Source organism: Halomonas sp. E14, assembly GCF_052568415.1.
On record NZ_CP199423.1, the window covers coordinates 2,365,190 to 2,387,751 of the forward strand.

The 22,562-nt window shown below is 67.3% G+C and carries 21 protein-coding genes and 1 pseudogene; 5 read left to right on the top strand and 17 right to left on the bottom strand.

What is annotated here, in order from left to right; translation table 11 throughout:
* Positions 1-105 precede the first annotated feature (105 nt).
* The 3 genes and pseudogenes from ACT7B3_RS11015 to ACT7B3_RS11025 form a co-directional block, all read right to left on the bottom strand.
* The gene (locus ACT7B3_RS11015) at positions 106-393 is read right to left on the bottom strand and encodes a hypothetical protein (RefSeq protein ID WP_444677330.1); all 288 of its coding nucleotides are present in this window, start codon (positions 391-393) and stop codon (positions 106-108) included.
* 456 nt (positions 394-849) lie between these two features.
* Positions 850-2,766 (bottom strand): annotated as a pseudogene (locus tag ACT7B3_RS11020) (DUF3141 domain-containing protein); the annotation flags it as partial.
* Positions 2,763-3,689, bottom strand: coding sequence for an ATP-binding protein (locus ACT7B3_RS11025; RefSeq protein WP_445157976.1), 927 nt, complete (start codon positions 3,687-3,689; stop codon positions 2,763-2,765). The gene ACT7B3_RS11025 and the pseudogene ACT7B3_RS11020, both read right to left, overlap by 4 nt.
* Positions 3,690-3,787: 98 nt before the next feature.
* Here ACT7B3_RS11025 and ACT7B3_RS11030 point away from each other — a divergent pair, with 98 nt between their 5' ends.
* A complete protein-coding gene (locus ACT7B3_RS11030) occupies positions 3,788-4,777 on the top strand; it encodes a LysR family transcriptional regulator (protein ID WP_445157977.1) in 990 nt (329 codons plus the stop codon).
* A 116-nt stretch (positions 4,778-4,893) separates the two neighbouring features.
* On the top strand, positions 4,894-5,946 hold the full coding sequence (gene lipA, locus ACT7B3_RS11035; RefSeq protein WP_444677327.1) for a lipoyl synthase: 1,053 nt from the start codon (positions 4,894-4,896) through the stop codon (positions 5,944-5,946).
* 25 nt (positions 5,947-5,971) lie between these two features.
* On the opposite strand, the gene lipB is transcribed toward lipA, so the two are convergent.
* The 11 genes from lipB to ACT7B3_RS11090 form a co-directional block, all read right to left on the bottom strand.
* Positions 5,972-6,634, bottom strand: a complete 663-nt coding sequence (gene lipB, locus ACT7B3_RS11040) for a lipoyl(octanoyl) transferase LipB (protein ID WP_444677326.1) — start codon at positions 6,632-6,634, stop codon at positions 5,972-5,974.
* Positions 6,634-6,948 (bottom strand): HP0495 family protein, encoded by a 315-nt coding sequence (locus ACT7B3_RS11045; RefSeq protein WP_444677325.1) that lies wholly within the window; start codon positions 6,946-6,948, stop codon positions 6,634-6,636. Before ACT7B3_RS11045 ends, lipB begins: the two co-directional genes overlap by 1 nt.
* 86 nt (positions 6,949-7,034) lie before the next feature.
* Positions 7,035-8,192 carry a D-alanyl-D-alanine carboxypeptidase family protein gene (locus ACT7B3_RS11050; RefSeq protein WP_445158871.1) on the bottom strand — a complete coding sequence of 386 codons (1,158 nt, stop codon included), beginning with the start codon at positions 8,190-8,192 and terminating at the stop codon, positions 7,035-7,037.
* Positions 8,193-8,287: 95 nt separating this feature from the next.
* Positions 8,288-9,247 (bottom strand): septal ring lytic transglycosylase RlpA family protein, encoded by a 960-nt coding sequence (locus ACT7B3_RS11055; RefSeq protein WP_445157978.1) that lies wholly within the window; start codon positions 9,245-9,247, stop codon positions 8,288-8,290.
* The gene (gene mltB / locus ACT7B3_RS11060; RefSeq protein WP_445157979.1) at positions 9,244-10,248 is read right to left on the bottom strand and encodes a lytic murein transglycosylase B; all 1,005 of its coding nucleotides are present in this window, start codon (positions 10,246-10,248) and stop codon (positions 9,244-9,246) included. The genes ACT7B3_RS11055 and mltB overlap by 4 nt, the downstream gene beginning before the upstream one ends.
* Before the next feature lie 92 nt (positions 10,249-10,340).
* A complete protein-coding gene (rodA, locus tag ACT7B3_RS11065; RefSeq protein ID WP_445157980.1) occupies positions 10,341-11,501 on the bottom strand; it encodes a rod shape-determining protein RodA in 1,161 nt (386 codons plus the stop codon).
* A gap of 2 nt (positions 11,502-11,503) precedes the next feature.
* The gene (gene mrdA, locus ACT7B3_RS11070; RefSeq protein ID WP_445157981.1) at positions 11,504-13,411 is read right to left on the bottom strand and encodes a penicillin-binding protein 2; all 1,908 of its coding nucleotides are present in this window, start codon (positions 13,409-13,411) and stop codon (positions 11,504-11,506) included.
* Positions 13,412-13,453: 42 nt separating this feature from the next.
* Positions 13,454-13,921: a 23S rRNA (pseudouridine(1915)-N(3))-methyltransferase RlmH gene (gene rlmH, locus ACT7B3_RS11075; RefSeq protein WP_445157982.1), complete on the bottom strand. Its 468-nt coding sequence runs from the start codon at positions 13,919-13,921 to the stop codon at positions 13,454-13,456.
* The gene (gene rsfS, locus ACT7B3_RS11080) at positions 13,918-14,280 is read right to left on the bottom strand and encodes a ribosome silencing factor (RefSeq protein ID WP_444677322.1); all 363 of its coding nucleotides are present in this window, start codon (positions 14,278-14,280) and stop codon (positions 13,918-13,920) included. Before rsfS ends, rlmH begins: the two co-directional genes overlap by 4 nt.
* Positions 14,281-14,346: 66 nt before the next feature.
* A complete protein-coding gene (gene nadD, locus ACT7B3_RS11085) occupies positions 14,347-15,009 on the bottom strand; it encodes a nicotinate-nucleotide adenylyltransferase (protein ID WP_445157983.1) in 663 nt (220 codons plus the stop codon).
* Positions 15,006-16,304: a glutamate-5-semialdehyde dehydrogenase gene (locus ACT7B3_RS11090; RefSeq protein WP_445157984.1), complete on the bottom strand. Its 1,299-nt coding sequence runs from the start codon at positions 16,302-16,304 to the stop codon at positions 15,006-15,008. The genes nadD and ACT7B3_RS11090 overlap by 4 nt, the downstream gene beginning before the upstream one ends.
* A gap of 230 nt (positions 16,305-16,534) precedes the next feature.
* Between ACT7B3_RS11090 and ACT7B3_RS11095 the strand changes: the two genes are divergently transcribed.
* From ACT7B3_RS11095 to ACT7B3_RS11105, 3 genes are read left to right on the top strand one after another with little or no spacing between them, the layout of a single operon-like run.
* A complete protein-coding gene (locus ACT7B3_RS11095; RefSeq protein ID WP_445157985.1) occupies positions 16,535-17,395 on the top strand; it encodes a hypothetical protein in 861 nt (286 codons plus the stop codon).
* Positions 17,388-18,314, top strand: a complete 927-nt coding sequence (locus ACT7B3_RS11100) for a diguanylate cyclase domain-containing protein (RefSeq protein WP_445157986.1) — start codon at positions 17,388-17,390, stop codon at positions 18,312-18,314. Before ACT7B3_RS11095 ends, ACT7B3_RS11100 begins: the two co-directional genes overlap by 8 nt.
* A gap of 42 nt (positions 18,315-18,356) precedes the next feature.
* Positions 18,357-19,760 carry a bifunctional DedA family/phosphatase PAP2 family protein gene (locus ACT7B3_RS11105; protein ID WP_445157987.1) on the top strand — a complete coding sequence of 468 codons (1,404 nt, stop codon included), beginning with the start codon at positions 18,357-18,359 and terminating at the stop codon, positions 19,758-19,760.
* 20 nt (positions 19,761-19,780) lie between these two features.
* On the opposite strand, the gene ACT7B3_RS11110 is transcribed toward ACT7B3_RS11105, so the two are convergent.
* The 3 genes from ACT7B3_RS11110 to mpl all read right to left on the bottom strand — a co-directional run bounded on the left by ACT7B3_RS11110 (position 19,781) and on the right by mpl (position 22,501).
* The gene (locus ACT7B3_RS11110; protein WP_445157988.1) at positions 19,781-20,404 is read right to left on the bottom strand and encodes a LysE family translocator; all 624 of its coding nucleotides are present in this window, start codon (positions 20,402-20,404) and stop codon (positions 19,781-19,783) included.
* A gap of 107 nt (positions 20,405-20,511) precedes the next feature.
* Complete coding sequence (locus ACT7B3_RS11115) at positions 20,512-21,129, bottom strand: flavin prenyltransferase UbiX (RefSeq protein WP_444677315.1); 618 nt, start codon at positions 21,127-21,129, stop codon at positions 20,512-20,514.
* Positions 21,122-22,501, bottom strand: coding sequence for a UDP-N-acetylmuramate:L-alanyl-gamma-D-glutamyl-meso-diaminopimelate ligase (gene mpl, locus ACT7B3_RS11120; protein ID WP_444677314.1), 1,380 nt, complete (start codon positions 22,499-22,501; stop codon positions 21,122-21,124). Before mpl ends, ACT7B3_RS11115 begins: the two co-directional genes overlap by 8 nt.
* Positions 22,502-22,562 lie beyond the last annotated feature (61 nt).

Sequence of the window (22,562 nt, forward strand, 5' to 3'; positions counted from 1 at the left end):
AACGTGGCATCAAGCAAGCCGTACCGCCCCCCTTGTCAAGCGAGGCGGCAACGCACTGCGCCCCTGCCGGCAGGCAGGGGCGCAGTGGGATAAGACCAGCTTGGCTCAGCGCTTGCGGGGAGTGCGCTTGGACGCGCCTTTGGTCTTGGCCTGACGGGGCGCCTTGGCTTCGGCAGACTCCGCCTGGTTAGCCTGAGCCCTGGGCGTCTGCTTGGCCTCGGCCGGGGCCTTGGCCTGGCCTGCAGCCTCAGCCGGGGTCGGCTCAGGCTGCTTGGCCTGGGTCTGCGCCTTGCCGGCGCCGGCAGGCTTGGCCGGCGGTGCCGCCAGCAGCTTCTCCATTTCGTCGTGCGCTACCTGCTGTGCCTTGGCCCCCGAGGCGACCCGCTCGTGCATGTCGGCGACATCCTGGCGGCGATCGGCCGGGTCGGCCCGCTCGATGGCCTGCTCGAACAGCGCCTGGATATCGCTGTAGCGCTTGCGGGCATGCTCGGAAAGCTCGCCGCTGGCCGCCAGCACATGGTCGATATGCTTGAGGTGACCACGAATGGCGTCGGCACTGTTGCCTTTCAGCAGCTCGGGGATCGCGGCCAAGGCCTCTTCACGGTGCAGCTTGAGCATGAAGAACTGTTCGCGAACCAGCTGCTTGAACTCGGCCAGGCTGCTGCCGGGCTCCAGTTCGGCGCGAGACGCGCGCAGCCGCTTGAAGTTGCGCTCGTCCGTGGTTGGCGCCCCTCCCAGCACATGGATTACCGAGCGCATCACCGCTTCGTGACTGCCACCCTCGGCCACATGCTGCTGCAGCTCGGTGCGACGGCGATCCAGGAAGCGCAGATGCTCCGGCTCGCTGCTGGGACGGCGACGCAGCACATGGGCATCACCGCCCAGCCCCACCATGGTCTGCAGCAGCGGCTGACCGTAGAAGGCCAGGAACAGCTGCTCGGTGGAGTGGTCGCGAAGTTCACGCCAGGCATCCAGGCTGCGCGTGACCTGCGCCGAGAACGATAATTCCAGCGCCCGGAAGGCGTTGTTGCCATCGACCGGGTGACGATCCTGGCGCACCCAGTCGGCCAGCACCGGCAGCGGCACGGAGAGCGGGTTGCGGTCAGACAGCAGCTTGTAGCCCAGGCGAATCGGATGCAGACGGCGCATGATACGCGATGCCTCGGGCGTCATGATTGCGCGCACCCAGGGCTGCACGAACAGGCGATACAGTCCAAGATTGATCTCCGAGACCCTCGCTACGGTGGCAAAGCGAGTATCGTCGTCTTCGCGGTGATGCAGGATGTCGCGCTTGACGCCCTCGATCGAGCGCGGCTTGAACTCCAGCAGGTAGTCGCGCTCGAGCAGCTCCGCATCATCGCGCTCCGCGGCGCTGGTCACCGTGGTCTCGTAGAGGCCCGGCGGCAGCACGTCGATGTAGTCGATGTTGGCGGTGAACTCGGCGTGCTCCTTGCGCGAGACGCTGCCCGACACGAAGATCCCCAGGTGGCCAGTGCTGTCGTGCACGCAGTAGACAATGGTCTGGTCGCTGGCGATGATATCGTCTTCGTCTTCATACAGATCGCGCACCCACCCCAGCGCCTGTGGCGGCGGGGTGATGTCGTCACCCCAGGAGCAGAACACCACTACCGGCGAGCGTACGTTGCGCAGGTCGATGCGGCGCCCGTCGGAGGTGGCAAGTTGGGCCGTCGACAGGCGGTTGCCAATGAAGAGGTTATCCACGATGTACTGGATTTCCTCGCCGCCCAGCACCACATGGCCGCCCCACCAGCGTTCGAAGTTGAGGTAGCGCTCGGCTTCGGTGTCGACGTTGGCATAGAGCCGATACTGCTTGTCCCACCAGGTGTTGGCCGGGTTGAGCCGCTCGAAGTTCTGCACCAGCAGCGCCCCGTCGAATAGGCCGCTACCCAGGTCGCTGGCCAGCGCGGTCGTCCAGCTGCCGCCCGACATTCCGCCGGTGTAGCGCATCGGCGCGTAGCCACGCTTGCCAGCCCAGTAGGAGAGCGGCGCACCGGCGATCAGGATCGGGCCGAACACATCGGGCTCGAGGGAAGCAGCCATCATGATCTGCCAGCCGGCCTGGCAGTTGCCGACCACCATGGGCTTCTCGGTGTCGGGGTGCAGCTCATTGACGCGACGCAGGAAGGCGATCTCGGCCTCGACCACGTCCTCGACCGTCTGGCCCGGCTCCGGATAGGGCAGGAAGCCGATGAAATAGCAGGGATGACCGGCACGCAGAGCCACGCCGATCTCGCTGTCGGGCTTGAAGCCGCCGATGCCGGGCCCGTGCCCGGCGCGCGGGTCGACCACCACGAAAGGCCGCGCCTGAATGTCGAGTTCGACACCGGCGGGCGGCAGGATGCGCATCAGCTCATAGTTGACGGGGCGTGGCAGGGCGCGGCCATCCATGACCACTTCGGCATCGAAACCCAGCACGTTGGGCTTGGTCTTCTCGATATGCTCCAGATACTGGTTGCCGCGCTCGCGCATCACGTCCATGTACAGCACGCTGCGCTCGACGGCATCACGCCAGTAATCGAAAGCGGCACGGCCGAAACCAAATGGATCCAGATAGCTCAGTGCCTCAGCAGGCGGCGTCGGCATCAGTAGATTCATGTTCGACTCCAGGGTTCTCCAGCGCGTCATCAGCGTGGATGGGAGAAAATTTGCTGCACTGCAACAAGTATAGTACGCCCTGTTCAGGCCGAACGCAGCCATTTTGTCGATTTTTTGTTGCCCTTCCGCCTTTTCCCACTCGCGCTTCATACCGTCTCACCCGCACCGAGCAGTTCACTGAGCGCCCGCCGCTCGCGCCGCCTGGCTTCGGCCGCGTCCCGCCCCCACACGACCAGCCGCGCCGCCTCACTACCCGCAGCGCGGTCGAGACGAACCCCAGGCCCTCCGCCCAGCATGCCCAGCGCCCCGGCCAGGCACCGAAGCCGCGCCTGACCGGGGCGGCCCGGACCGTGCCCCATGAGCCCCACCCGAGGCCGCTTCAAACGCTGGCCGGCGGCCAGGCGCAGCTGCTCCACGGCCAAATCGAGCCCGGTCAATGCCTCCACCAGCCCTTCGCTGCCCGACAGTCCCGGGCGCATGCTCACGAAGCCCAGCTGGTGGTCGTGCAGAGAAAAGCGCAGCGTCGCCAGCCCCACCAGTTCGACAGCGAGGGCGCCCTTGACCGCGAGCTGCCCAAGGTAGGCGCGTTGCTCCGGGGTCAACTTTTCGCTGGGGGCCAGGGCATAGCCAGCACTGGCCGCCTCATACTCCACCAGCGCCAGCGCCTGGCCATGCCGATCCACCAGCACCGGCAGGTTCACGCAGGACGAATCCTGCCCCGCCGCCAGGGGCAGGCCGGCCTCGCGCATCAGTAGCCGACACGCCTGCGGGTCCTGCATGGCCGCCAGCAGCGATTCACGCGGGCCGATGAAGCCAAGCCCGGCCTCCCGGCAGCGCCAGGCCAGGGCGAGCTGCTCGGCCAGGTCCATCTCGCCGGGGTGAATGGCATCGCAACCAAGCGCCTCTGCGCCGGCAGCCAGGGCATCGGGGGTGCTCGCCAGCGGGTCGTGGCACCACGCCAGCCCGAGTTCGGTACAGGCCTGCCCGGCCCGCAGCGACGCCAGGCCGCTGCCGGCCACCAGCACGCGCTGCCATCCTGGGGGGCGCCCCCCCGCCTCGCCTTGCTTAATCATGTTTCCTTCTCGTCCTCGGCGGCGGGCATGACCGCAGCCCGGCACGGTGATAGCATTTCGGTGGATGTACCAGGGGTGCCCTACCAAGCGGATCGCTCATGACCATGCCAAGGCTGCTGAACCGCCTGACCTTTCGCCAATTGCAGGTATTCCAGGCTGTCCACCGACAGCACTCCTACTCACGAGCGGCGGAAGAGCTCGGGCTGACCCAGCCAGGCGTCAGCGCCCAGATCCGCCAGCTGGAACAGGCCCTGGGACAGCCGCTGTTCAAGTATTCCGGCAAGACCCTGCACGTACTGCCGGCAGCCGACGCCTTGGCCGCCTCAACCCAGGCCATCTTCGGCCAGGTCTCGCGCCTGCAGATGGCGCTGTCGGACATGGCCGGCACCATTTCCGGCGAACTCAACCTGGCGGCGGTCTCTACCGCACAGTACGTCGTGCCTCATTTGATTGCCCGCTTTCGCGCCCACCATCCCAACGTTCAGGTTCGGCTGAAGGTGTGCAACCGCAGCCAGGCCCTCGAACGGCTGGCGGCGCGGCGCGACGACCTGGTGATCATGGCCATGGTACCGGAAGACGACGACAACCTGGTCTACATGCCAATCCTGGAGAACGAACTGATCCCTGTGGTCTGGCCTGGACACCCTCTGCTGGCCGCAGCCGCCCCCACCCTCGAAGACCTGGCCCAGCACTATCTACTGATGCGCGAGCCCGGCTCCGGCGTGCGTACTGCCTTCGAGCAGCTGGCCGCCGAGCAGGACGTGCCGCTTGCCCACACCATGGAGCTTGGCACCAACGAAGCGATCAAGCAGGGCATCATGGCCCACCTGGGCGTGGCAGTGCTGCCGCGCCTGGCGGTAAAGCTGGAGCTTGGGGCCGGGCTGCTGGCCGAGCTACCGCTGCCCGGCTTTCCCATGCGCCGCTCCTGGTGCACGGTCTATCCTCGCGACCGCTTCCCGACGCCGGTGACCGAGCTGTTCCTGCGCTTCGTGCGCGAGCGGATCGGCGAGTTCGAGGCCCATTTCAGGGCCCCTGCGCACCCCATTCCCGACCATGGCGTGGTGTGCCTGCCCCTGCAATCGCTGTAGCCGTCTACCGCGGTCGCGGCTGTCCCGAGGCAACCGGAATATGCTAGATTAGCCGGCTGCAACCAACCTACCCATGCACACCATAGCGCAGCCGCCGAGCGGAGGGCTGACACCCCATGAGCGATGACATCACTAAGCGCGTGCCCAGCGGTGAGAAATTCCGCAACGAACGCGGAATGGCCGTGATCAAGGACGGCATCAAGCAGCGCAAGACGGTAGAAGAGCGTCCGGAAACCACCCGCAAGCCGCAGTGGCTACGCGCCCAGATTCCGGGTGGCGGCCGTTTCGAAGCGGTGAAGAAGAACGTCAACGAGCATCGTCTGAGCACCGTCTGCGCGGAATCCCACTGCCCCAACATGGGCGAATGCTGGAGCAACGGCACCGCCACCATCATGCTGATGGGCTCGGTGTGCACCCGCGCCTGCCGCTTCTGCGCCGTTGACACCGGCAATCCCCGCGGCTGGCTCGATGCCGAGGAGCCCGCCAACACGGCCAAGTCGGTCGAACTGATGGGGCTGCGCTACGTGGTGCTGACCTCGGTGGATCGCGACGACCTGCCCGACGGCGGCGCCGCCCACTATGCCGCCTGCATCCAGGCCATCAAGACCAACACGCCCCAGGTAGTGGTGGAAGCCCTGACCCCCGACTTCGACGGCGACCCAGCGGCCATCGAACGCGTGGTCGATTCCGGCCTTGAGGTGTTCGCCCAGAACGTCGAGACGGTCGAGCGACTCACTCACTACGTGCGCGACCCGCGTGCCGGCTATCGCAAGACGCTCGACGTGCTGGCCCATGCCAAGCGCTACCGCCCCGACGTGCTGACCAAGACCAGCCTGATGCTGGGTCTCGGTGAGAGCGATGAGGAGATCCTCGCCACCTTCGACGACCTGCGCGCCATCGACGTGGACATCGTCACCCTCGGCCAATACCTGCGCCCCACCCGCAACCACCTGCCGGTGGAGCGCTGGGTCACGCCGGAAGAGTTCGAACGCTACCGTCGACTGGGTCTGGAAAAGGGCTTCATGGAGGTGGCCTCGGGGCCGCTGGTGCGCTCGAGCTATCGCGCCGACCGCGTATTCGAGAAGAACAACCTGGGTCTTGCCGCACCAGCCGCCGTACCTGGCCAGGCAACCGACCCCAACCGCATCGACGCAATCAACGTCGGCTGATAGGCAGGCAGGCAGGCGCGCAACTCTAGGCAGGCGCCTGCTCGGCATCGACCAGGCGCAGCGGGCGGCCCAGCCGCTGCGCAAGGCGCTCGGCGAGACGCATGCCGACCTGCGCGACCGTGGGGCAAGGCGTCGCCAGGTCGGCGACGCGGGTCATCGCCATGCCGGCATAACCACAGGGATTGATGCGTGAAAACGGCGCAAGGTCGCCATCCACGTTGAGTGCCACGCCGTGAAAGCTGGCACCGCGCCGAATGCGCAGCCCCAGCGAGGCAATCTTGGCCTCGCCGACATAAACCCCGGGCGCATCGGCACGTGCCTGCGCCGTGATAGCGTAATCCGCCAGCACGCTAATCACCGCTTGCTCCAGCGCCGTGACCAGCTCGCGTACACCAAGCCCGCCCCGGCGTACATCCAGCAATGGGTAGAGCACCACCTGCCCCGGGCCGTGATAGGTCACCTGCCCGCCGCGATCGGTCAGCACGACCGGAATATCGCCCGGCATCAGCAAATGCTCTGGCTTACCGGCCTGCCCCTGGGTGAACACGGGCGGATGCTCCACCAGCCAGAACTGGTCGGGCGTGGCGCCGTCGCGCTGGTCGGTGAAGTCGCGCATGGCCTGCCAGACCGGCTCGTAAGGGCGCAGGCCCAGCCGGTGGAGCAGAATCGCGCCGTCGAGCTCAGGCATCACACCACCATGTGCACTCGGCCGGTGGCCTTGAGGTCCATGAAAAGCGCCTTGAGCTGCTCTTCGCCGGTAGCATAGAGCGTCAGCCGCACCGACTGGAAGCGGCCGTTGCGGCTATCGATCACCTCGATGGCGCTGGCGTCCAGGCCGGCATCGTAGCGGCTGACGATCTGGCACACGTGGGCGGCAAAGTCGTCGGCAGCGTTGCCGACCACCTTGATCGAATAGTGGCAGGGAAAGGTAATGGTCGGCGCCTGGCCTGGCGAAGGCGACGCGGACACCTGGCGCAGGTCGCGCAGCGTCTTGTCGGTCATGGCAGTATCGCCCCTGGAAAATATCCTAGTATTTTACTCAACCTTTCCCCTGCCACCAAGGCGGCAGGGGAAAGTGATTCTGGCTGTCAGTTGAACCACCGGCCCAGCAGGCCGGAGAAGAACCGCCTTACCTGGTCGAATAGGCGCTTGACGAAGCCGCCCTCCTCGATCGTCTCCAGGGCGACCAGGGGCTGTTCACCCACCACCTCGTCGCCCAGGTGCACCTCGAGGGTGCCGACGCGCTGGCCCAGGCTGACCGGGGCGCGCAGGTCCTGGCGAATGTCGAGGCGTGCGCTCAGCTCGGCGTTGCGCGTACGCGGTACTGTCATGTGCACGTCATGGTCAACGCCGAGACGCAGCTCGTTCTTGTTGCCGCCCCACACGCGCGGGGTGTTGAGCACCGCACCCTGATCATAGAGCTTCAGGGTCTCGTAGTAGCGGAAGCCGTAGCTCAGCAGCTTCTGGGTCTCCTGCGCCCGCGCCTCTTCCGAGTTGGTACCCATGACTACCGAGATCAGGCGCATGCCATCGCGCTTGGCCGAGGCCACCAGGCCATAGCCCGCCTCGGTGGTCCAGCCGGTCTTGAGGCCATCTACGGTCGGGTCGCGCCACAGCAGGCGGTTGCGGTTGGGCTGGCGGATGTCGTTATAGGTGAAGTAACGCTCCGAGTAGACCGCGTAGTGCTCGGGATAGTCGTTGATGATGTACTGCGACAGTAGGGCCATGTCGCGCGCCGAGGAGTACTGGTCGGGGTGCGGCAGGCCGGTGGCATTAGTAAAATTGGTGTTATGCAGCCCCAGCCTGGCGGCATGCTGGTTCATCAGGTCGGCGAAGGGGCCTTCGCCACCGGCCAGATGCTCGGCCACCGCGACGCTGGCGTCATTCCCCGAGGAGATGATGATGCCGTACAGCAGGTCGCGGATCGACACCTCGGTATTGACCTCGATGAACATCTTGGAGCCGCCGGTACGCCAGGCCTTCTCGCTGACGCGCACCATGTCGGTCAGGTTGATGTTACCGCGGTCGAGCTCGCGCTCCACCAGGTAGGCGGTCATCAGCTTGGTCAGGCTGGCCGGCGGCAGACGCTCGTCGGAGTTGTGCTCGACCAGCACCCTGCCGCTGTCGGCGTCCATGAGAATCCACGACTTGGCGGCGATCTGCGGCGGCGCCGGAATCATGGGCTGCGGGGTGGGTATGGCCTGGGCAAGGGCCTGGCCGCCGACCAGCCACAGGCCGAGCAGCATGAGCGGGAAACACCGCAGGCGAACGAAACGGAACAGCACTCTCATGGGCATGAGTCTCATTGAAAGCTTCGAGATGGTCAGAGGAAAGGCGCCGATCAGTCGGCGCCATTGACGATAAAGGCCTGGTCGAATCCGGCGCGGCGCAGCTCATCGCGCGCCGCTCCAACCAGGCCGGCATGAGCCAGCGGCCCCACCTGCACCCGATACATGCCGGTAGCGCTTGCCACGCGCACGGGATGCGACAGTTCGCCCTGCAGCCGCGCCTGAAGCGCCCGGGCGTTGTCGGCCGAGCCCAGCGCCGCGATCTGCAGGAATACCGGGGCCGAAGCGTCCGTGCTGGCGGTGCCGGCAGGACTCGCCGACGCGGCACTTGCCACCGCCGGCTGTGCTTGAGCAGGCGCCGATTGGACCCGCGGAGCGGGGCTTGGGTTCGCGCCACCGCGCCCATTTTCCGCCAGCCAGATTTCCGGATTGATCGCCTCCACCTTCACCGGCCCGGTGCCGCGCCCGAGGATATCCAGGCGCGCCGCCGCGGCGTAGGAGAGGTCGATCTCGCGGTCGTTGTGGAAGGGGCCACGGTCGTTGATGCGCACGATCACCGAGCGCCCGTTCTCCAGGCTGGTGACGCGCGCATAGGTTGGCAACGGCAGCGAACGGTGCGCTGCCGTCATTTTGTACATGTCGTAGATCTCGCCGTTGGACGTGGCGTAGCCGTGGAATTTCTCGCCATACCAGGAAGCCGTGCCCCGGCGCGCGTAGCCATTGGCGTCGGGCAGCACGTGGTAGGTCTTGCCCCAGACCTCGTAGGTCGAGCGGTTGCCACCGCGGGAAAGCGGCTCGATGCGGGGCACCGCATCGGGGATTTGGCTGACGTCCGGCGGGTTCTGCGGGTAGGCATCGCCGCTCATGGCATAGCGACCACCTCCTGAACTCGCGGCTGAGGCCGCAGGTGCAGGCGCCGACGCATCGCGCGAACCGGAGCTCGACTGCGAGCCGCCGCCGGCACAGCCGGCCAATAGCGTCGCCATGGCAAAGGTCGCCCACAGCCGCTTCATGAGCTGGCCTCCTCGGCGTCGGCCGGCCCTTGCGCGGCAAGCGCCTCGATCTCCTCGGCCAGCTCGGTCACCGCCATGGCGTAGAGGTGGCTATGGTTGTAGCGCGTGATCACGTAGAAGTTCTGGTGGCCCACGCGATAGCGCCAGCTCGCCTCCGCCGTCTCCAGAGCCAGCGGGATCACCTGCTCGGTCTCGTCGAGGTTGGCGTCGACCTCGATCTGCGCGGTCGAAAGTTCGGCCAGGTCGACATAGGGCGGACGAGTGCGATTGAACTCGATCGCCTCCGGCGGCGCTTCGGGACCGCGGGCTTCGTGATAGATCGGCGCGCCCGGCTGCCAGCCGTGCACGGCGAAATAGTTGCCGACGCTGCCGATCGCATCCACCGGGTTGTTCCACAGGTCGCGGTAGCCGTCGTCATCGAAGTCGACCGCATAGGCGCGATAGCTGGTGGGAATGAACTGCGGATAGCCCATGGCGCCGGCATAGGAGCCCGTCAGGCTGCCCGGGTCGACTTCCTGCTCGTGGGTGATCTCGAGGAAGGCGGCGAGTTCGCCGCGAAAGAAGTTGCCGCGCACCGGGTGGTGAAACGCCAGGGTGGCAAGCGAGTCGATCACCCGATGGCGCCCGGTGAAGCGCCCGTAGCTGGTCTCGACGCCGATGATCGCCGCGATCATGGCGGCCGGCACGCCGAATTCCGCCTCGGCCCGCTCGAAGGCGTCGCGGTGCGCTTCGATGAAGGCAACGCCACGCTCGACGCGCTCGGGCTGGAGGAAGATCTCGCGATACTCGTCCCAGCGCAGCCGACGCTCCGCGGCTCCCTCCATGGCATCCAGCACCCCCTGCTGGAAGTGCGCGTCGCCCAGCGCCGCCTCCAGCCAGTCGCGTTCGATGCCGCGCTCCATCAGCTCGTCGAGCAGTTGCCCGGCGCCGGCGTGGCGCTCCGGATGGAAGTCCTCGGCCAGCGCAGCCGGCGCTCCCAGCAAGGCGACCGCCGACAGCATGGCAATAACGCCTCTTTTTCCTTTCACCGCGGCTGGCATCATGCGCTGCGCACTCCCTGACAGGCTCTCTCGGAAACCGGGACCACCGAAGGCTAGCGAGGCAGCAGCCGGCGGTGCCCGTGAATGGACATGAGAATACCGAAACCGGCCAGCAAGGTCACGCTGGAGGTCCCGCCGTAGCTGACCAGCGGCAGCGGCACGCCTACCACCGGCAGGATTCCGCTGACCATGCCGACGTTGACGAAGACATAGATGAAGAAAGTCAGGATGATGCTGCCCCCCAGCAGCCTGCCGAAGGTGTCGTGTGCGGCGCCCGAGAGCCACAGCCCGCGGGCCACGATCATGAGGTAGAACACCAGCACCACCAGCATGCCGACCAGCCCGAACTCCTCGCCGAGTACCGCAACGATGAAGTCGGTATGGCGCTCGGGCAGGAACTCTAGCTGCGACTGTGTGCCCTGCAGCCAGCCCTTGCCCCACACGCCGCCGCTACCGATGGCGGTGGTCGACTGGATGATGTTCCAGCCCGCTCCCAGCGGGTCGCTTTCGGGATTCAGGAACGTGAGCACCCGCTGGCGCTGGTACTGGTGAAGATTCATCCACAACAGCGGCAGGGCCGACGCCGCTGCCACCGCCAGCACGGCGATGAAGCGCCAGGAAAGGCCCGCCAGCAGCACTACGAAGATCGCCGCGCTGGAGACCAGCAGCGAAGTGCCGAGGTCGGGCTGGCGCGCGATCAGCAGTACCGGCAAACCGATCAGCACCGCACACACCAGCAGGTCGAGCAGCCGGGGCGGCAGCTGGCGGCGACTCAGCCACGCCGCGACCATCAGCGGCATCGCCAGCTTCATCAGCTCCGAGGGCTGGAAGCGCACCACCCCGGGAATGGTCAGCCAGCGCTTGGCCCCCATGCCCACGTCGCCCACCAGCTCCACCGCAATCAGCAGCAGCAGGCTGCCGCCATAGACGACCGGCGCCCAGCGCAGCAGCGTCGTCGGGGTGATCTGGGCCAGCGCCAGCATCACCGCAACCGCCACCAGGAAGCGCGTGCCTTGGGCGTACACGGCCTCGATGCGTTGGCCGCTGGCGCTATAGAGCACGCCCAGCCCGGCCACCAGCAATACCAGCAGCATGATCAGCAGCCAGGGGTCCAGGTGCGTACGCTCCCAGAAACTCTTGCGACGCGAGATGCCGCCGTCCGGCGCCCGCACCGGCCGTCTGCGCAACCCTCTTGCCATCGGCGTCAATGCCATGATCAGTTCCCCGCCACGGAGCCGGTATCGTTTTCCATCGCCTCGAGCAGCTCCTCCACGTCGGGCGCGCCTTCATCCAGCAGCCAGGCGTCGGTCATGGCGCGGGCCAGGTGGGCGGCATGGGTACTGCCGCCTCCGGCATTCTCTACGATCACCGAAACGGCGATCTGCGGGTCCTCCAGCGGGGCAAAGGCCATGAACAGGGCGTGGTCTCGCAGTCGTTCGGCGAGCTGGTCGGCGTTGTAGCGCTGATCCTGTCCCAGCGAGAAGACCTGGGCGGTCCCCGACTTGCCGGCCATGCGGTATTCGAGCCCGACCCCGGTGCGCCGTGCAGTGCCCTCGTGGCCGGTCAGCACCTTCTCCATGCCGGAGAAGACCCTGTCCCACCACAGCGGGTTGCTTACGGTGATGTCGCGCTTGGTGCCCGGCAGCCGCTGCGGCACCTCGCGATCGCCGACGTGGCTGGCGAGCCGCGGCATCACCCATTCGCCGCGATTGGCCAGCACGGCGGTGGCCGTGGCGAGCTGCAGCGGTGTGACCTGCCAGTAGCCCTGGCCGATCCCGACCGACAGCGTCTCCCCGGGGAACCAGGACTGGCCGAAGCGGCCACGCTTCCACTCCCGCGACGGCATCAGCGCCTGGCTTTCGCCGAACACATCGTAGGCGACGCGTTGGCCGAAGCCGAAGGCGCTCATCTGCTCGTGCAGCCGATCGATGCCCATTTCGTGGGCCAGCGCATAGTAATAGGTGTTGTTGGACACCGCGATCGAGCGCTCCATGTCGACACGGCCATGCCCCCAGCGCAGCCAGTTGCGATAGCGGCGGCTGTCGTTGGGCAGTTGGTAAAACCCCGGGTCGTTGATGACACGATCCGGCGTGATTACCCCTTCCACCAGTCCCGCCAGCGCCAGGAAGGGCTTGATGGTCGAACCAGGCGGGTAGTGGCCGCGAATCGCACGGTTGAACAGCGGCAGGTCGAGGTCCTCCTGCAGCGCACGGTAGGAGGCGACATCGATGCCGGTGACGAACTGGTTGCTGTCGAAGCCCGGCGCCGAGACCATGGCAAGTATCTCGCCGGTCTTGGGCACGATGGCGACGATTGAACCGCGACGGCCATCAAGCAGCTCGTAGGCCAGGCTCTGCAGCCCCTTGTCCAGGGTCAGCCTCAGGTTCTGCCCGGGCACCGGGTCGGTGCGGCCCAGCTCGCGCAGCACCCGGCCGCGCGCGTTGGTTTCCACCTTACGCAACCCGGCCTGGCCATGCAGGACGTCCTCATAGAAGCGCTCCACGCCGGTCTTGCCGATGAAGTGCGTGCCGGCATAGCGGCCGGGGTCGAGCGTCTTGAGCTCTTCGGCGTTGATGCGCCCGACATAGCCGAGCGCATGGGCCATGATGTGCGCGTCGGGATAGTAGCGCAGCAGCTGCGCTTCCACTTCGACACCCGGCAGCAGATGGCGATTCACGGCCAGGCGGGCGATCTGCGCTTCGTTGAGATCGCTCATCAGCAGCGACGGCTGGAACGGGCGCTGGCGCTGGCGCGAGCGCACGCGAAAGGCCTCGGCCTCCTCGGGCGAGAGCTCCATCAGCCGCTCCAGCAGCGCCAGGGTGGCGTCGAGATCCTCGACCCGCTCACGGATCAGGGTCAGGTTGTAGGTAGGCCGGTTCTCGGCCAGCAGCACCCCGTTGCGATCGTGGATCAGCCCGCGGGTAGGCGGCAACGGCTCCACGCGCACGCGATTCTTCTCGGAACGGGTGCTGTATACCTCATGCTGAACGACCTGCAGGTAGACCAGCCGCCCCATGAGCAAGCCCGTCAACGTGACGATCAGAAAAGCGGCGAGGAACGCCCGAATGCGAAAGATCCGCAGCTCGTGCTCGGGGTTCTTGAGAGTCTCACGGCGTTGGCGCATGCCGGCAATGGTCTCGTTGTTGCATTACAGCGGAAGCCGCGGTCAGCGATGATAGGGGTGCCCCACCAGCAGGGTCCAGGCACGATAAAGCTGTTCGGCCAGCATGACCCGCACCAGCGGATGCGGCAGCGTGAGGGGCGACAGCGACCACCGCCGCTCGGCGGCGCGGGACAGCTCGGGAGCCAAGCCATCCGGCCCGCCCACCAGCAGCGCCACGTCGCGCCCCGACAGTCGCCAGGCTTCGGCTTCCCTGGCAAGCTGCTCGGTGCTCCAGGGCTTGCCCTGCACTTCCAGCGCCACGGTCAGCTCATCGCCCCGCAGGCGCTCGCGGATGCGCTGGGCCTCCAGCGCAATGGCCCGCGCCACATCGGCATTCTTGCCGCGCTGGCCGGGCGCGATCTCCTCGATCTCGAGGGTGAAATCGCGAGGAAGGCGCTTGCGATACTCCTCCACGCCCTCGTTGACCCAGGCAGGCATTCGCGTCCCCACCGCCAGCAGGCGGATCTTCATTGCCCGCCGTGCTCCTGCCGGAGTTCGCCGTCGCTGGGCAAGTCCGCCCACAGCCGCTCCAGGTCGTAGAGCTGGCGGGTTTCCGGAAGCATCACATGCACGACCACATCGCCCAGGTCGACCAGCACCCAGTCGGAGCCGGCCTGCCCTTCCACGCCCAGCGGCTGCAAGCCCGAAGCCTTGGCCTTCTCGACCACGTTGTTGGCCAGTGCCGCCACGTGTCGGGTGGAAGTACCGCTGGCGATGATCATCAGGTCGGTGACACTGGTCAGACGCGATACGTCGAGCAGCGACACGTCCTTGGCCTTGAGGTCATCCAGCGCCTCCATGACCAGAGTCTTGAGCGATTCGTTGTGCATAGCCCCTCTTGAGTGGGAAGTCGTGAACGGCGCCATTGTAGCGCCTCACGGCGTAGGAGGCAGCGCTCAGCGGGAAAGATATAGGCGTCGGTGGCGAATTCGTTGCTCGACCGCCTCCGGCAGCAGGTATCTCACGCTGCGACCCTCGGCCAGACGACGGCGCACTTCGGTCGCCGAGATGGCCATGCGCGTGGGCAAGGCGAGACGCAACACCGCCCCTGCCGGGCGCTCCATCATTTCTTCGGCAGTATCGACCTCACGTTCGGCGATCAGTTCGGCCAGGGCCGGCGAAAGCGGTGCGTCGAAGTCGGGGCGGTGGATCACCGCGAGGTGGGCCAGGGCGAACAGACGCTCGGGCCGGTGCCATTCAGCAAGCTTCAGGAAGGCATCGTGGCCAAGCGCCATGATCAGCCGCGCCGCGCCGCCCAGCTCCTCGCGCAGCGAGGCCAGGGTATCGACCGTGTAGGAGGGCCCGTCCCGGTCGAGCTCGCGCGGATCAGCGACCAAGCCCGGAGTGTCGCCGATGCCGAGCGCCAGTAGGGCCAGGCGCTCGGCGGGCGCCACGCTCGGCATACCCCGCAGCGGCGGCGAGGCGGCGGGAATCATGTGCACGCGATCCAGCGCCAACGCTTCTTGCAGCTCCACGGCACTGCGCAAGTGGCCCAGGTGAACCGGGTCGAAGGTACCACCGAGCACGCCGACCCGCAGCGGAGGCACCGCCTGGCTCACTGGCGCACCTGGCCGTCGCCGTACACCACGTACTTGCAGGTGGTCAGCCCCTCGAGCCCCACCGGGCCGCGCGCGTGCAGCTTGTCGGTGGAGATGCCGATCTCCGCACCCAGGCCATACTCGAAGCCGTCGGCGAAGCGGGTCGAGGCGTTGACCATCACCGAGCTGGAATCCACCTCGGCCATGAACCGGCGCGCCAGACCGTAGTGCTCGGTGACGATGGCGTCGGTGTGGTGCGAACCGTAGCGCTCGATGTGCTCGATGGCGGCATCGATGCCATCCACCACCCGCAGCGCCAGCACCGGCGCCAGGTACTCGGCGCACCAGTCCTCCTCGGTCGCGGCAACGATGCCGGGCAGGATGTCGCACGACCGCGCGCAGCCTCGCAGCTCCACCTGATGCTCCGCATAGGCGGCTGCCAGGCGGGGCAGCAGCGCCTCGGCCACCGGGGCGTCGATCAGTAACGTTTCCATGGTGTTGCAGGTGCCGTAGCGCTGCGTCTTGGCGTTGACGGCAATGGCCAGCGCCTTGTCGGGGTCGGCGGTGGCATCGATATAGACATGACAGACGCCGTCCAGATGCTTGATCACCGGCACGCGCGCTTCGCGCGAGATGCGTTCGATCAGCGACTTGCCACCGCGCGGGATAATCACGTCGACATACTGGGGCAGGGTGATAAGCCGCCCCACCGCCGCACGGTCGGTGGTCGCCACGACCTGCACCGCCGCTTCGGGCAGGCCGGCCTGGAGCAGCCCCTGGCGAATGCACTCGGCGATGGCGGCATTCGAGTCGCGCGCCTCGGACCCGCCGCGCAGGATGCAGGCATTGCCCGACTTGAGGCACAGGCTGGCCGCCTCCATCGTCACGTTGGGACGCGATTCGTAGATGATGCCGATCACCCCGAGTGGCACCCTCATCTTGCCGACCTGAATTCCGCTCGGCCGCGAGCGCAGCCCGTCGACCTCACCCACGGGGTCGGGCAGTGCCGCCACCTGATGCAGCCCTTCGATCATGGCGTCGAGGCGCTTGTCGTCGAGCGCCAGGCGGTCCAGCAGGGCGGCATCCAGGCCGCTGTCGCGGCCGCGCGCCAGGTCGCGTGCGTTGGCCTCCAGCACGCCCTGGCGGCCCTGGGCAAGCTGCTCGGCCATTGCCAGCAAGGCGGCATTCTTGTCGCCCGTGGTGGCTTTGCGCATTGCCGATGCAGCACCGCGCGCAGCCTGTCCCAGCCGGGTCATGTACGCATCGACGTCGGCAACGGCGGAGGAGGGTTCGGTTCGGGAAGCGTGGACAGACATGATAATGAGACTCCTGAGCCGCCGCGCCTTAGCGCGCTTCGGACGTTATACTGGGGCAACTACGGAACGGAGCACGGCATACCTTGCATGCAGGAAGGCAGCTACCCTTGCCGAGGCCTAACGCCTCAGCGACAGGGCTGCAGCCCAATGCCGCAACGAGTACGCTCGCGCTCGTCGCCAAGGCCGTGTTCCAGGTCGAAACCCCTAGATAGTAAGGCACCATGCAGAGCATGTACAAAGTCAGGCTGATGCGCCTGAACCTGCTGGCCGCTGCCGTGTTGCTCATGCTGCTCGCGCTGCGCACCGAACCGCTGAGCCACGCGCTGCTGCTGTGGCTGGCGGCGGCCTGGCTTGCCGTGACGGCCGGGCTCATCGAATTCAGCCACCGGCGCCCCGCCACCCTGCCCTGGCAGCTGCTGCCGAGCCTGCTGCTGACCGGCATGCTGGTTTCCGCCCCGGAGCAGCATGCGCTGTGGCTGTGGGTATGGCCGGCACTGCTGATGCTGCCCCAGCCGGGCTGGCTGCTGCTCTTCAGCATGGCGCTGGCGGGGCTGTCGTGGTGGTCGCTGGCGGCGCTGCTGGGCTTCGAGCAGACGCTCTTCTCCGGCCTGGTACTGCTCACGCTGATGCTGGTCGGCCTGGCTCGCAACCGCCAGCTTCAGCCCTGGGAGGCCACCCGCCGGGCCAGGGTGCGCCTTGCTCCGGGCCTGCCGCTGTGGAGCGCGCAGCAGCTGGCCGAAGACCTCAATCGCGAAAGGGTGCGCTGCCGGCGCGAGGAAGTGCACGGCGAGCTGATGCTGCTGCAGGTGCCGCGCCATCAGCTGTGGCCCATGGCCCGCTTGCTGTGCCGACTCATCCATGGCTTCGAGAGCTGCTACCGTCTGGATCATCGCACCCTGGCGGCACTGCTGCTCAGTCGTGACGAGGAGCAGGCAACCCAGCGTCGCCACTCGCTGCTGAAGGCGCTCAATCAGCCGGTGAAGCTCCGCTTCGCCACGCTCGAGGAAGCCGGCTCCATCGAGGCGCTGAGGCGACGCTTCGAACGCCAGCAGGAGCGCCTGGCGATCGAGCCGGAGCCTGCCCATGGATAGCAAGTGGCTGGCCAAGCGTTTCTCCCTTGCCCTGGCCGCCTGCGCAGCCCTGCTCGCCGGCGCCGCCGTGTGGCACTACCTGATGGGCAACTACGATCGCATCCTGCTGCCCTCGGCCCTCGCCCTGTTGCTGCTGATCGCCAGCCTGCTGCGCGCCGCCAGCAGCCAGGTGCGGCTTTCGGGCTACCTTGCCCTGATCGCCGGCTACCTGATGCTGGCGCTGGAGCTGCCGCAACTGGAAGAGGGCGCGCCCACCTGGGTCGGCCTGGCTCCGCTGCTGACGGTACTGCTGCTGCCGCCCGCCCCGGCGATCCTGCTCAATCTTGCCCTGGCACCGATCTGGCTGATGCTGGTGGGCGACGACTCCCTGACGTCCTCGCTGGCACTCGGCTACCTGGCCATGGTAGTGGTAACGGCACTGATTCCCTGGGAGCAACAGCGCCAGCAGGCGCTGCTGAAAGCCACCGACCCGCGCGACCCGCAGTGCGACGCAGTGAACCGCACCACTCTTCACGAGCGACTGGCCAGCGAGTTCCAGCGCACCCAACTGCTGCACCAGCCGCTCAGCGTGATCGTGATTCATTTGCCACAATTGGAGATGGCCACGGAACAATTTGGCCCTCGCGCTCATCAAGGACTGCTGGATGCCCTGTGCCGCACGACCCGCCATCGCACTCGCCATCATGACTTTCTCGGGCGCCAGGGGCCGGCCACCTTCTGGCTGGTGCTGCCTAGCACCGGCCAGAGCGGCGCACAGATGGTGCAGGGACGCCTCGAAGAGGCCTTTCATCGCACGGTGCTGGTCGATACCGGCCGACTGCAAGCCGTCACTGGCCTGTGCCAGCGGCTAGCAGGCGAAAGCTGGTCACGCTTCGAACAGCGGCTGCTGGCCACCACGCGCAGGCTCACGGAGTCGTGACCCGCACTGAGCGCCCGACACCATCCATCAAGGAGTCGCTGCTTGAACCTGGCCGACACCCTCTATCAGCTTTCACCCTCGCCGGAAATGCTGCTCTTGATCATCGCGGCCATCGCGCTGATCGAGTCGCTGGCGCTGGTCGGGCTGCTGCTGCCCGGCGTGATTTTGATCACCGCCACCGCCTCGCTGGCCGGCCATCAGGACGTGGCCATCACTGCCCTGCTGCTGGCCGCCTTCATCGGCGCCGTGCTGGGCGACGGCCTAAGCTTCCTACTCGGCTATACCCAGCGCGAACGGGTCACCCGCCTATGGCCCTTCTCGCGCCATCCCGAGTGGCTGGCCCGTGGCGCCCGGTTCTTCCACCGCTACGGCACCCTGTCGGTCTTCTTCGGCCGCTTCGTCGGCCCGGTACGCCCCATCGTTCCCTTGATTGCCGGCATGCTGAGGATGTCGCCACGCGCCTTCCTGTGGGCCAACCTGGCCTCGGCGGCGCTGTGGGCTCCCGCCTATATCCTGCCAGGCTACCTGCTGGGCCAGACCTGGCAGCAACTCGTCACCCTGCCGCCCGGCGTGGATGAAGCGCTGATCGCCCTGGCAGTGGCGCTGGTGGTACTCGCAGTGGTCTTTTCGTGGCTGCGACAGCAGGCCGGGCGCTCCGGGCGGCTCTATCGGCTGCTGGCGAAGGGAGCGCGCCTTCATCCGGTCATGCGGCGGTTCTGGCTGGCGGAGAGCAGCAAGGGCCAGCGCGAGGTACCGCTGGCCACCTGGCTGCTGCTGATCTTCTCGCTGGGGGCTCTCTCGGCGCTGACCATCGGCGTGATCCGGCAGGCCGGCCCCTTCGCACTGGACCTGCAGGTCCACGCCATGTTCGATCAGCTGCTGATTCCCTCCCTGACCCAGGTCGGCCAAGTGATGGCGCGCATCGGCGACACCTACGGCGTGGTGGCGCTGGTACTGCCCTGGGGAGCTTGGCTGCTGCTACGGCGCCATTACGCCGCCTTCCTGCATATCGGCGCCGGGCTTGGCGCCATCGCGCTGCTCAATACGCTCGGCAAGGCACTGATAGGACGGCCGCGCCCGGATACGCCGGACTACCTCACCGGCTCGCTCGCCTTCCCCAGCGCCCATGCCTCCACCGCCGTGGTGCTCTACGGCCTGGCGGCCGCGTTCGTTGCGCCGGAACTACCCAGCCGCTACCGCTTCTGGGCCTACTGGGTGGCCATCGCGCTGGCCTTTCCCATGGCGATCTCGCGCCTGGTGATCGGCGTGCATTGGCTAAGCGACCTGGTCGGCGGGGCACTGATGGGGCTGGTGGTCTGTGCCCTGGTGCGCCTGGCCTGGCAGCGGCGGCACCGACCCGCGCTGACGCCGTGCCCGTGGCTGCTGCTGAGCGCCGCCTCGCTGGTGCTGGTGTCGGCACGCGTCGCCTGGCTACCCCCGGTCTGACGGCCAGGCGCTCGGCCGGGTCAGCCGAGCGCCAGCCACACCCCGACACCGAGCATCAGCGTCCCGGCGATGCGGTTGAGCAGCCGCACGTTGCCGCTTTCGCCCAGCGCGCGACGCAGCCCCCGGCCTCCGGCGGCATAGAGCAGCAGGCTGAGGAACTCGATGGCCAGGATCACGCCGATCAGCACGCTCAGCTGGCCCGTTAGCGGGCGCGAGGCGTCCAGGAACGGCGGCAGCAGCGCCACGAAGAAGGCCCACCCCTTGGGGTTGGCCACGGCAGTGACGAACCCCTGCAGGACAAGCTGCCCGCGCGAGGCCGGCGCCAGCTCGACGTTCTCCAGCGGAATCGCCATGCGCCCGCGCGAGCGCCACATCATCACCCCGAGATAGCCGAGATAGGCGCCCCCTACCCACTTGAACAGAGCAAACAGCTCAGGCTGGCGCAGCATCAGGGTAGCCACGCCGGCCCCGGCAGCAACGGCCACCAGTCCCACGCCGACAAGCTCGCCGGCCATCATCCACAGGGTGCGCCGCACCCCTTGGGTCATGCCCAGCACCATCGCCAGGGTCATGCACATGCCCGGCGTCAGCGAGACAAACAGGAAGGTCGGTACGAAGACCGACAGCAGCGACAGCTTGATCATGCGATGGATTCTCGTCTTGTGCTCACAGCCAGCCTGGGGAACGGTCACACAGCCGGGGATCGCCGCTTAGCCTGCGGGCATGGGATGACCGGAAGATGACGACCCGCTCATTCGCCCCAGCGCGGCATCAGTCGATGCTCGATGCCGAGCTGGTTGAGGATGCGGGCGACGATGAAGTCGACGAGGTCATCGACGCTGGCAGGACGATGGTAGAAGCCCGGCGCCGCCGGCAGGATCACCGCGCCCAGCCGACTGAGTGTGAGCATGTGCTCGAGATGGATGGCCGAGAGCGGCGTCTCGCGCGGCACCAGGATGAGCTGGCGGCGCTCCTTGAGTGCCACGTCGGCGGCGCGCTCGATCAGGTTGTTGCTGGCGCCAGTGGCTACCGCCGACAGCGTGCCGGTGCTGCAGGGACAGATCACCATGGCCGAGGAGGCGCCCGACCCCGATGCCACCGGCGCCATCCAGTCCTCTCGCCCAAAGCAGCGGATCTGGCCCGCCGCCGCACCGCAGCGCTCACCGAGGGCCGCCGCAAGGCGCTCGGGCCGCGCCGGCAGGGCCGCATCGGTCTCGGTATCGATGACCAGGTGGGCGGCCTTGGAGATCATCACCCACACTTCATGGCCGGCGGCCACCAGCGCCTCGATCAGGCGCAAACCGTACTGGGCGCCGGAAGCGCCGGTGAGCGCCACCGTGACAGGCGCGCCGAACGTAGACTCAGCCATGCGCCACCTCGAGCGCCGCCAGCAATTTCTCGTGGATACCGCCGAAGCCGCCGTTCGACATCACCACGATGCGGTCCAGCGGTCGCGCCTCGGCGGCCAGTGCCGCCACCAGTGCGTCGATGTCACGTTCCAGGCGTGCAGGCACCGGGCTGGCCTCCGTCACCGCTTCGAGCGACCAGTCGAGGCCCGGCGGCTGGTACCAGTACGCCAGGTCGGCGGCGGCCGTGCTCGCCGACAGACGCTCGCGCAGAGTGCCCAGGCGCATGGTATTGGAGCGCGGCTCGATCACCGCCAGCAGCCGACCACGCGGCGTGGCGGCGCGCAGCCCCTCCAGGGTGGCGGCAAAGGCCGTGGGATGGTGGGCGAAGTCGTCGATGACCTGGATTCCAGCCACTTCGCCGCGCACCTCCTGGCGTCGGCGCGGCGTCTCGAAGCGCGCCAGGGCCGCACAGCCACGCGCCAGGTCGACCCCGCAGGCATGCGCCGCGGCCAACGCCGCCAGGGCGTTGCGGGCGTTGTGTACTCCGGTCAGCGACCAGTCGACCACGGCATCCTCGTCGGCGTCTCCCTGCTGGTGGATGACCCGGAAGCGCGAGGCATCCTCGCGCTCCAGCTCGACTCGCCAGGGCGACTGCACAGCGCTGCCGAAGCGCACGACGGGGCTCCAGCAGCCCTGCTCCAGCACCCGCTCGAGCGCGGGCTCGCCATCGGCAACCAACAGTCTGCCGCGGCCCGGCACGGTGCGTACGAGATGATGAAACTGACGCTCGATCGCGGCCAAGTCAGGAAAGATATCCGCATGATCGTATTCGAGATTGTTCAGAACGGCGATTTCCGGCCGGTAGTGAACGAACTTCGAGCGCTTGTCGAAGAAGGCCGTGTCGTACTCGTCGGCCTCGACCACGAAGGGCGCCCCGGGGTCGCCGAGCCGGGCCGACACACCGAAGTTGCGCGGCACGCCGCCGATGAGAAAGCCCGGCGCCAGCCCGGCCGATTCGAGCAGCCAGGCGGCCAGGCTCGCGGTGGTGGTCTTGCCGTGGGTGCCGGCCACGGCGATCACCCGCCTGCCCGGCAGCACCTGCTCGGCCAGCCACTGCGGCCCGGAGGTGTAGGGAAGCCCGAGGTCGAGCACCGCCTCCACCTCTGCATTGCCCCGCGACAGTGCGTTGCCGATCACCACCAGGTCCGGGCGCGGCGTCAGGTTGTCCGCTGCGTAGCCCTCCAGCAGGCGGATGCCGGCCTCCTCGAGCTGCGTGCTCATGGGCGGGTAGACCTGCGTGTCCGAGCCCGTCACCTCGTGCCCCAGCTCACGTGCCAGCAGCGCCAGGCTGCCCATGAAAGTGCCGCAGATACCGAGTATATGAAGGTGCATGACGCCTCAGACCTATCGCTGGTGAATCCGTGGAATCGCCCGTGGCGAGCGAATTCGGCAG

Excerpts from the sequence above, each read along its gene's own strand:
- ACT7B3_RS11090 (WP_445157984.1), bottom strand. The coding sequence starts at position 16,304 with ATGTCTGTCCACGCTTCCCGAACCGAACCCTCCTCCGCCGTTGCCGAC.
- rodA (WP_445157980.1), bottom strand. The coding sequence starts at position 11,501 with ATGGCATTGACGCCGATGGCAAGAGGGTTGCGCAGACGGCCGGTGCGG.
- mltB (WP_445157979.1), bottom strand. The coding sequence starts at position 10,248 with ATGCTGTCGGCGGTCGCCTTGCTGGGAGCGCCGGCTGCGCTGGCCGAG.
- ACT7B3_RS11110 (WP_445157988.1), bottom strand. The coding sequence starts at position 20,404 with ATGATCAAGCTGTCGCTGCTGTCGGTCTTCGTACCGACCTTCCTGTTT.
- ACT7B3_RS11025 (WP_445157976.1), bottom strand. The coding sequence starts at position 3,689 with ATGATTAAGCAAGGCGAGGCGGGGGGGCGCCCCCCAGGATGGCAGCGC.
- ACT7B3_RS11045 (WP_444677325.1), bottom strand. The coding sequence starts at position 6,948 with ATGACCGACAAGACGCTGCGCGACCTGCGCCAGGTGTCCGCGTCGCCT.
- ACT7B3_RS11055 (WP_445157978.1), bottom strand. The coding sequence starts at position 9,247 with ATGAAGCGGCTGTGGGCGACCTTTGCCATGGCGACGCTATTGGCCGGC.
- lipA (WP_444677327.1), top strand. The coding sequence starts at position 4,894 with ATGAGCGATGACATCACTAAGCGCGTGCCCAGCGGTGAGAAATTCCGC.
- mpl (WP_444677314.1), bottom strand. The coding sequence starts at position 22,501 with ATGCACCTTCATATACTCGGTATCTGCGGCACTTTCATGGGCAGCCTG.
- mrdA (WP_445157981.1), bottom strand. The coding sequence starts at position 13,411 with ATGCGCCAACGCCGTGAGACTCTCAAGAACCCCGAGCACGAGCTGCGG.
- ACT7B3_RS11115 (WP_444677315.1), bottom strand. The coding sequence starts at position 21,129 with ATGGCTGAGTCTACGTTCGGCGCGCCTGTCACGGTGGCGCTCACCGGC.
- ACT7B3_RS11050 (WP_445158871.1), bottom strand. The coding sequence starts at position 8,192 with ATGCTGCTCGGCCTGTGGCTGGTCGGCGGCCAGGCCCTTGCCCAGGCC.
- ACT7B3_RS11100 (WP_445157986.1), top strand. The coding sequence starts at position 17,388 with ATGGATAGCAAGTGGCTGGCCAAGCGTTTCTCCCTTGCCCTGGCCGCC.
- ACT7B3_RS11015 (WP_444677330.1), bottom strand. The coding sequence starts at position 393 with ATGCACGAGCGGGTCGCCTCGGGGGCCAAGGCACAGCAGGTAGCGCAC.
- rsfS (WP_444677322.1), bottom strand. The coding sequence starts at position 14,280 with ATGCACAACGAATCGCTCAAGACTCTGGTCATGGAGGCGCTGGATGAC.
- ACT7B3_RS11030 (WP_445157977.1), top strand. The coding sequence starts at position 3,788 with ATGACCATGCCAAGGCTGCTGAACCGCCTGACCTTTCGCCAATTGCAG.
- ACT7B3_RS11095 (WP_445157985.1), top strand. The coding sequence starts at position 16,535 with ATGTACAAAGTCAGGCTGATGCGCCTGAACCTGCTGGCCGCTGCCGTG.
- rlmH (WP_445157982.1), bottom strand. The coding sequence starts at position 13,921 with ATGAAGATCCGCCTGCTGGCGGTGGGGACGCGAATGCCTGCCTGGGTC.
- lipB (WP_444677326.1), bottom strand. The coding sequence starts at position 6,634 with ATGCCTGAGCTCGACGGCGCGATTCTGCTCCACCGGCTGGGCCTGCGC.